Origin of the sequence: Butyrivibrio sp. M55 (assembly GCF_900116865.1) — a bacterium.
Taxonomy (GTDB): Bacteria; Bacillota; Clostridia; order Lachnospirales; family Lachnospiraceae; genus Butyrivibrio.
Genome location: NZ_FPCD01000030.1, coordinates 1 through 8067 on the forward strand (window position 1 = coordinate 1; position 8067 = coordinate 8067).

Sequence of the window (8067 nt, forward strand, 5' to 3'; positions counted from 1 at the left end):
AAAACAAAATGGATGCCACCTGTGCAATACAGGATAGCATCCATGTGTTTGGCTTAGTTCATAAATATGTGTCCAGGATTCTGGGTACATATCATTCGAGTTGATCCTTTTGTTTCGTGCGGAAGATGGGACTTGAACCCACACGACATAAACAGTCACAAGATCCTTAGTCTTGCTCGTCTGCCAATTCCGACACTTCCGCATATATGTGCCCTTGAAGGGCTATCAACTTACTCACATTGCATTGGATAGAATCCAATGCAGGAGAAGGGACTTGAACCCTCATGTTGTTGCCAACACATGGACCTGAACCATGCGCGTCTGCCATTCCGCCACTCCTGCAAACAACGTAGTTAATAATACCCACTTTTTGGTGCTCTGTCAAGAGTCAAATTATTTGTAAACGAGATAACAAAGGCACAATCAAATCTTTTTTAAAAAAGCTGTGCTATTTTGTCGGCAAATGAATAGAGACGATTCATAGTGTCACGGTTTTTGAAGTATTCCTTGCCGAAAAGACCTGCACATACACTGAAAGCCAGAGAAAAAATAAAGCAAAGTGTTGACTTACTTATAAAACTGGCTCCAAGAAGTACGCTTGCGCATATCAAAAGGGCTGCAAATATTACAATGCATTTAAGTAATTCCTGATTCATTACATTTATATAAAGCTCAATTCCTTCGCGCTCATCTCTGAGCTCTTCATCTGAGAGGACGTCCCAGTCGAGCTTGTCTAAATGTCTTAAAAAATCCCTAAATCTCTTTTCCATAATTCTGCTCCTCAATTCAATAATTAACCCAAATTTCACAATACATTATAGCAAAAAACATTTAATATACAATAATATTCCCCAGTTATGATAAAATAGCAATTATGAAGAAGAAACTGATAATCTTGTATCTGGTTTTTACAATAATTCCACTTGCGATCTTGGATGCCGTCGTTATAGGGGGGATTCTGCGCGCTGAGCAGACCAAGCGGTATCACGAGATGGAGAATGTGGCGAGTGCCGTAAAATACGCTTGTGCTGCGGAATTTGAAAATGCCGTGAAGGTTGCGAACAGTATATATACAAGTAAGTATGTTTATGACTTCATGAAATCAGAATTTGATTCACCGCTTGATTACTACATGCGGTACAGAGACTTCTTTAATGATACTCTTATTGACGTCGTGGCTTCACAGAACGATGTGTCATACAAGCTGTTCATTGACAATAAATCTGTTGTGAACGGATCTCAGTTCCAGAGGATTGAATGTGCATATGATGAGCCATGGTATAAATTTATGAAGGAGAAAGGACTTAAGTCCGGACTCTTTTTTGACTATAATACCAAACAGGTAGGTTTGGACTCGAATACGAGAAAAATTTTCTATTTCAAAGTGCTGGATTTCTACGATTACGGCTCCGAAAATGTTCTTCTTATTGATATCGATTACGGCAAATTCAGCCGGGCTCTCGTTAACATGAATTATGATCTTGATGCGTATCTGTGCGACAACGAAAAGATCCTTTTGACAAACGGTAAAGACATGAGTGTGGCAAAGCCCTACAGCTATGTGTCACAGCTTGAAAATATAGGATACACCATGGATATGCAGATTTATAACCAGCTCCTTAAGATCCATGTTGTGGACAACAATTCGGAAATCAATAACTGGTGGGAAAGTTGGGGAATTTACTTGCTTATCCTTGCGGTAATGAACATTATTTTCCCGGTTCTTTTGCTTATCCGTATAAACAGGATTGCTTACGGCTATACGCTAAGAGAACAGGCTATGATAATGACCAGGCAGCACGCTGAGCTTCTTGCACTTCACAGTCAGATAAATCCGCATTTTCTTTTTAACGCGCTTGAGAGTATAAGGATGCATTGCATTATAAAAAAAGAGTCTGAGACCGCGTACATGGTCGAAAAGCTTGCAAAACTCCAAAGGCAGTATACCGAGTGGGATGACGATAACACCACGATCGAAAATGAGGCGGATTTTGTAAATAACTATTTGGAGCTTCAGAAGTACAGATTTGGCGACAGGCTCTCTTATTCGGTTGATATTGAGCCCGATTGCAAGAAGTATCATGTTCCAAAGCTTACGCTTGTTACTTTCGTTGAGAATGCCTGCATTCATGGAATAGAGAGTAAGGCTTCGAACGGATGGATCTTTTTGAGAGTTCATACAAAAGATAATGATATGGTCATTGAAATAGAAGATACCGGAAACGGAATGAGTTCGCAGGAGGCGGAAAAACTTCTTACATCCATGCGTAATGCGGATATTTCAATGCTTGAGAAAAAAGGCCGGGTAGGCGTTGTTAACGCATGTATCAGGCTTAAGATGGTCACTGATGATAAAGTTCTTTTCAATATTGATTCGGAGGAAGGAATCGGAACAATAGTAACGATAGTTATTCCCGAAGAATGTTTGAAGAAGGGAGTTTAAGGTGTTCAAGGTTTTACTGGTTGATGATGAACCATTTATTTTACAGGGACTTAAGGTCCTGATTGATTGGGATGATTACGGATTTGAAGTGTATACCGCGCAGGACGGAAAGACTGCGTATGACATGATGAGCGAGCAGGATTACGATCTTGTGATCGCGGATATCAAGATGCCCGTCATGGACGGAATACAGCTTTTAAAAAAGATAAGAGAAGACGGCAATGACGTTTCTTTTGTGATACTCAGCGGATTTGCCGAGTTTTCTTATGCTCAGGAGGCGCTGAAGCATAAGTGCTCCGCATATATCTTAAAACCTGTTGAAAAAGAGAGCCTTATCTCCATAGTCGAGAAGGTGATAGCGAGCAAAGAAGATAAGGAGATGGAGACAAGCCGTAACAAAAGATTTGAGAAGGCATATTTCGAGCAGTGCCTTAAAAGGGTACTCAGGGGAAAGCACAGCGACGAGGATATCGATTATCTTAGCAGCAAGATAGATGCATATGAGGATATGTGCTATGTGGGAATTGAGTTTGCGCCTGAAATAGACGAGCTTGAGACCATGGATGATGAAAAGAATAACCGTTTGGACAGACTCTACGACATTGCTGCGGAATATCTCGGAAATGACAGCTATCTTCTTATGAGATACGGTTTTGGAGATGAAAACATATACGACATCGGTTTTCTGTACGCGAGCAGTATCGGCAAAGATATAGATCAGAGCGACGAGGTCTTTTTAAAGGAAATGATAAAGTATCTCAAAAGAGTGAGCGGACTTCCTATTGTAATGCTTGTAGGAAGAACGGTTTCGGGTCTTGAATCCATTTCTACATCCTATACCAGCGTGAATATTCTTCATTCATTGCAGGGATTTAGGGAGAAAAAAGATATCTATTTCTATGAAGAAGAGTATCAGATAAAAGATAAGGGAATCCAGCTCTGTAAGAATAAACTTGATGAGCTTATTTCCGCAATAGAACTTAATGAGAAAGTTAAGATAAAGCAGAAGGTTGATGAGTTCCACGATGAGATGAAAAAATCCGGAATCACCGGAAAGGCATATAACCTCAATATCAATTATCTCTTTTTCCAGCTTATCCATATTACGGGTGAGCAGGACAGTGAGGTCGATCAGGAAGAAATCCTCAGAAATATTTCGGAGAATGTTTATGAGCAGGGAATCCGCAGGGGCTCTAAGGCGCATCTGTACAGAATGGCCTGTGAGTACGGCGATTACCTTGGTCAGCTGCGCAAAAATGTCTCAACGGGCGTTCTTGCCAAGGTTGAGGAAGAGGTAAAAAACAATTACTCAAGCAACCTTACTTTGAAGGGGCTGAGCGAAAAGTATTATGTAAACAGCGCGTATCTGGGACAGCTTTTCAGAAAGAAGTACGGATGCTCTTTTAAAGATTATCTCAACAGACACAGGCTTGATGAAGCGGCTCTTTTACTTAAGAAGACAGACGATAAGATCTATCTTGTCGCAGAAAAAGTGGGCTACAAGGACGTTGACTACTTTGTAAATAAGTTCATTGAGGCCAAGGGATGTACCCCGGCAAAGTATAGAAAACAAGAACAATAATTTGTCCTACTTTTATATATATTTCCTCCCATGTTTTGATTATAAATTTTTTATAAACTATTTATATAAAAATAAGGAGGATATCTTTTATGAAGAAGAAAGTTGTTAGCATGCTCATGGCAGCTTGCATGATTCTCGCAACACTGTCAGGGTGTGGATCGGGTGGAAGCTCATCAGATGGAAAATCTGCTGATAATTCCGGCTCAAAAGATGGAGTAAAGGAATTCACAGCATTTTTCTCCGTTCCTCATGCTGAAATCAATGAAGATAATGAGATTCAGCAGATCATTGCCGAGAAAACAGGCGTAAAAGTAAAAGAAACTTGGCTTACTGGTCAGACAGCAGAAGAGGCGGTTGGTACTCTTATCGCGGGTGGTGAATACCCTGACTTCGTAGATGCAGGTGACGGATCCGTACAGATGTATGAGGCAGGCGCACTTGTTGCACTTGATGATTATATCGACAAATATCCTAACATCAAAGAATTCTTCACAGATCAGGAGTGGGATTCACTTCGTCAGAGTGATGGACACATCTATTGGATCCCTCAGTTCTCTAATATCTATGGTGAAGAGAGAGTCTGCGCACACAATGACGAGGCTTTCTGGATCCAGACAAGAGTTCTTGAGTGGGCAGGTTATCCTCAGATTCATACAATGGATCAGTATTTTGATCTTATCGAAAAATATTACGCAGAAAATCCTACAATGGATGACGGAACAGCAAACATTCCTTACACAATTCTTTGTGAGGACTGGAGATACTTCTGTCTTGAGAATGCACCTCAGTTCCTTGACGGATATCCGAACGACGGTTCAGTTATCGTTGATGTAGATAACAAGAAGATTGTTGACTACAACACAACAGATACAGCTGTTAAGTACTTCAAGAAGCTCAATGAAGAGTACAAGAAGGGTATCGTTGATCCTGAGTCATTCACACAGACATACGACGAGTACATCGCTAAACTTTCAACAGGTCGTGTACTTGGTATGATCGACCAGTGGTGGGATTTCGCATACACAGCAGGTGATGCTCTTAAGGCAGCAGGCCTTGATGCTAAGGGTTGCCAGTATGTTCCCCTTCCGATCACAATCGAAGAAGGCATGAAGAACCAGTGGCACAACTCAGGCGGAATCGTACACACAAGTTCAGGACTTGCCGTTACAACAAGCTGTAAGGATGTAGAAGGTGCGCTTCAGTTCGTAAACGACCTTCTTAGCCAGGAAATTCAGGATCTCAGATTCTGGGGTGTTAAGGACGTTGACTACCAGGTAGGCGACGACGGAATGTATTCAAAGACTCAGGAAATGAGAGACAACGATGCTGATACAGGATATAAGGCTTCTCACAAGTGTGAGTATTCATATTTCCCTCAGTGGGAAGGAACAAGCAGAGATGGCAAAAATGCTATGAAGCCTGAGCAGCAGGAGACAGAGTTCTATGATGGACTTTCTGATAACCTCAAGAACTGCTTCAAGGCATACGGTGTTAAGACATACGTTGAGATGCTTGGAACAACACCTCCTCCCGGACCTTGGTATCCTATGTACACATTCTCACAGACTATGACTACAGCAACACCCGGCGGTACAGCAAGCAACCTTATGGATGAGTGCAAGCACGAGTACCTTCCTAAGGTAGTTATGGCAGATAACTTTGACTCCGCATGGGCTGAGTACATGGAAGCTTACAAGAAGTGCAAACCTGAAGACTTCCTTTCAGAGATGCAGACTGAGTTGGAGCGCAGAATCGCAGAGGCAGCTAAGTATACTAACTAAGTAAAACTAAGATTATAGCGGGCTTTCTTGGTATTCACAAAAGAATGCCCGCTATATTTATCTAATTTGGGGAAATTGAAGAAAACGAGGAGTGGTTATATGGCTCAGCAGAACAAAAAAACTCTTTTGGGCATGCCGAAAGATGAATTTATCAAACAAGTTAAAAGACAGTGGGTTCTTATCGTATGGTCATTATTCTTTTTTGCATACGGTATCATTTTCTGTTATGCGCCTTTAATAGGCTGGCTTATGGGCTTCCAGCAGTATAAGCCAAAGGATGGAATTTTACATTCAAAATGGATCGGACTTGCTAAATTTAAAGCTCTTTTTTCCGATGCAACATATATTAGGGTAATCAGAAACACTCTTGCAATGGGTGTTATCAATCTTGTAGCTACGACTATTATGGCAATTTTATTTGCTATTTTGTTAAATGAGATCAAGGGAATGCGCAAGAAAAAGGTTGTTCAGACAATCTCTTATCTGCCTCACTTCCTTTCTTGGATTATTGTTACAGGTATTCTTCACGATGCTCTTTCGGGAGCAGGTATTGTTAATGAGCTTCTTACCAAATTCCATTTGGTTTCTCAGCCCGTTAATTTCTTTGCACATGAAAAGTACTTCTGGCCGATCGTTGCCTTTGCAAATGTATGGAAGGAAACAGGTTGGAATGCAATTATATATTTGGCTGCGATAACAGCTATCGATCCTGCTTTGTATGAGGCAGCATCTATCGATGGCGCGGGAAGATGGGACAAGATCAGATATGTTACAATTCCCGGAATCAAGTCAACAATCATCATTCTTCTTATCATGAATGTCGGTAATGTCCTCAATGCAGGATTTGAGATTCAGTATCTGCTTGGTAACGGACTTGTACAGAAGGTATCCCAGACAATCGATATCTATGTTCTTAAATGGGGTATCAGCCAGATGGATTACTCACTTGGAACGGCTGCCGGTATATTTAAGAGTGCAGTCAGTATCGTTCTGATCTTGATATGTAATGAAGTCGCCAAGCGTCACGGCGAAGAAAGACTGTTCTAAGGGGGAATCGCGATGAGTAATACAATTAACAAGAAAAGAAAGATGTCGAAAGCCGACATTGCTTTCTACACATTTAACTCAATATTCATGACAGTGTTTGTAATTGTTACGCTTTACCCTGTTTTGAATACACTTGCTATTTCGTTTAACGATGGTCTTGACGCTCTCAGAGGAGGTATCTACCTTCTCCCCAGAAAATTCAGTGTCAAGAACTATATCACGGTATTTAAGAAGGACGATCTTCTTGTAGGTGCATATATTTCGGTTGCAAGAACTGTTGTGGGAACAGCACTTTCGCTTATTGCCTGCGCGATACTTGCATTCATCGTAAGCCGCAAGAACTTCCTTTTTGCAAAGCACCTTTCATTGTTCTGGGTAGTAACAATGTATGTAAACGGTGGTATGATCCCTGTTTTCCTTTTGTACAAGGGACTTCACCTTACAAATTCATTCTGGGTATATGTAATTCCCGGAATGGTATCCGCATTCAATATGCTCGTTATAAGAACATACATGAACGGTATACCTAACAGTTTCGAGGAATCGGCACAGTTGGACGGTGCGGGATATACGACGATATTCCTGAATATCATCTCGCCGCTCTGTAAGCCTGTTTATGCTACTGTAGCTCTTTTCGTTGCTGTATATCAGTGGAACTCATGGTTCGACGTTATGCTTTACAACAGAATGAGTGATAAGCTCACAACTCTTCAGTACGAGCTTATGAAACTCCTTGCTTCTGTAACAAGCCAGAGTACATCGGCTCAGTCAATGAAGAACTCAACAAGTTCCATTACGCCTACATCTATCCGTGCGGCTGCTTCAATAGTTACGATGCTTCCTATCATCTGTATCTATCCTTTCCTGCAGCAGTACTTTGTAAGCGGACTTACACTTGGTGGTGTAAAAGAATAACAAAAAATAATGTTTTTTATATATGCCCTAGGGAAATTTAATCCCCAGGGCATATTTTTTTATTTAATAGGAAATTGCGCCTTAGAGGCGCAACCTTGAATTAAAGGCTCGGGCAAGACCGAGCCATGCAAAGCGGAGGTATACTGAATAACTAGTTATCAGTCTACCTCATCATAGAAATCATCATCTTCGTGCATGAAGTAATCCATATCAAGGATATCTCCATCGTTCATGTTACGGATTTCTTCCGCCGACATGCCTTCTGGCGGATCCTGGATGTATTTCTCTCTAAGCTTTGC

General features: G+C 41.1%; 6 protein-coding genes and 2 tRNA genes. 5 read left to right on the forward strand and 3 right to left on the reverse strand.

Annotated elements, in window-relative coordinates; translation table 11 throughout:
• Positions 1–117 precede the first annotated feature (117 nt).
• The 3 genes from BM398_RS16845 to BM398_RS16855 all read right to left on the reverse strand — a co-directional run bounded on the left by BM398_RS16845 (position 118) and on the right by BM398_RS16855 (position 770).
• Positions 118–202: transfer RNA gene (locus BM398_RS16845), tRNA-Leu, on the reverse strand.
• A gap of 57 nt (positions 203–259) precedes the next feature.
• Positions 260–342, reverse strand: a tRNA-Leu gene (locus BM398_RS16850).
• Positions 343–434: 92 nt separating this feature from the next.
• On the reverse strand, positions 435–770 hold the full coding sequence (locus BM398_RS16855) for a hypothetical protein (protein WP_092339454.1): 336 nt from the start codon (positions 768–770) through the stop codon (positions 435–437).
• Positions 771–874: 104 nt separating this feature from the next.
• Here BM398_RS16855 and BM398_RS16860 point away from each other — a divergent pair, with 104 nt between their 5' ends.
• The 5 genes from BM398_RS16860 (at position 875) to BM398_RS16880 (ending at position 7768) form a co-directional block, all read left to right on the forward strand.
• Positions 875–2443, forward strand: coding sequence for a sensor histidine kinase (locus BM398_RS16860; protein ID WP_092339456.1), 1569 nt, complete (start codon positions 875–877; stop codon positions 2441–2443).
• 1 nt (position 2444) lies between these two features.
• On the forward strand, positions 2445–4025 hold the full coding sequence (locus BM398_RS16865) for a response regulator transcription factor (protein WP_092339458.1): 1581 nt from the start codon (positions 2445–2447) through the stop codon (positions 4023–4025).
• Between the two features lie 89 nt (positions 4026–4114).
• Positions 4115–5806 (forward strand): type 2 periplasmic-binding domain-containing protein, encoded by a 1692-nt coding sequence (locus BM398_RS16870; protein WP_092339460.1) that lies wholly within the window; start codon positions 4115–4117, stop codon positions 5804–5806.
• A 99-nt stretch (positions 5807–5905) separates the two neighbouring features.
• The gene (locus BM398_RS16875) at positions 5906–6853 is read left to right on the forward strand and encodes an ABC transporter permease (protein WP_092339462.1); all 948 of its coding nucleotides are present in this window, start codon (positions 5906–5908) and stop codon (positions 6851–6853) included.
• A 42-nt stretch (positions 6854–6895) separates the two neighbouring features.
• Positions 6896–7768, forward strand: coding sequence for a carbohydrate ABC transporter permease (locus BM398_RS16880; protein ID WP_051198972.1), 873 nt, complete (start codon positions 6896–6898; stop codon positions 7766–7768).
• Positions 7769–8067: the final 299 nt, after the last annotated feature.

Coding starts and splice junctions, on each gene's coding strand:
- BM398_RS16855 (WP_092339454.1), bottom strand. CDS start 770: ATGGAAAAGAGATTTAGGGATTTTTTAAGACATTTAGACAAGCTCGAC.
- BM398_RS16860 (WP_092339456.1), top strand. CDS start 875: ATGAAGAAGAAACTGATAATCTTGTATCTGGTTTTTACAATAATTCCA.
- BM398_RS16870 (WP_092339460.1), top strand. CDS start 4,115: ATGAAGAAGAAAGTTGTTAGCATGCTCATGGCAGCTTGCATGATTCTC.
- BM398_RS16875 (WP_092339462.1), top strand. CDS start 5,906: ATGGCTCAGCAGAACAAAAAAACTCTTTTGGGCATGCCGAAAGATGAA.
- BM398_RS16880 (WP_051198972.1), top strand. CDS start 6,896: ATGTCGAAAGCCGACATTGCTTTCTACACATTTAACTCAATATTCATG.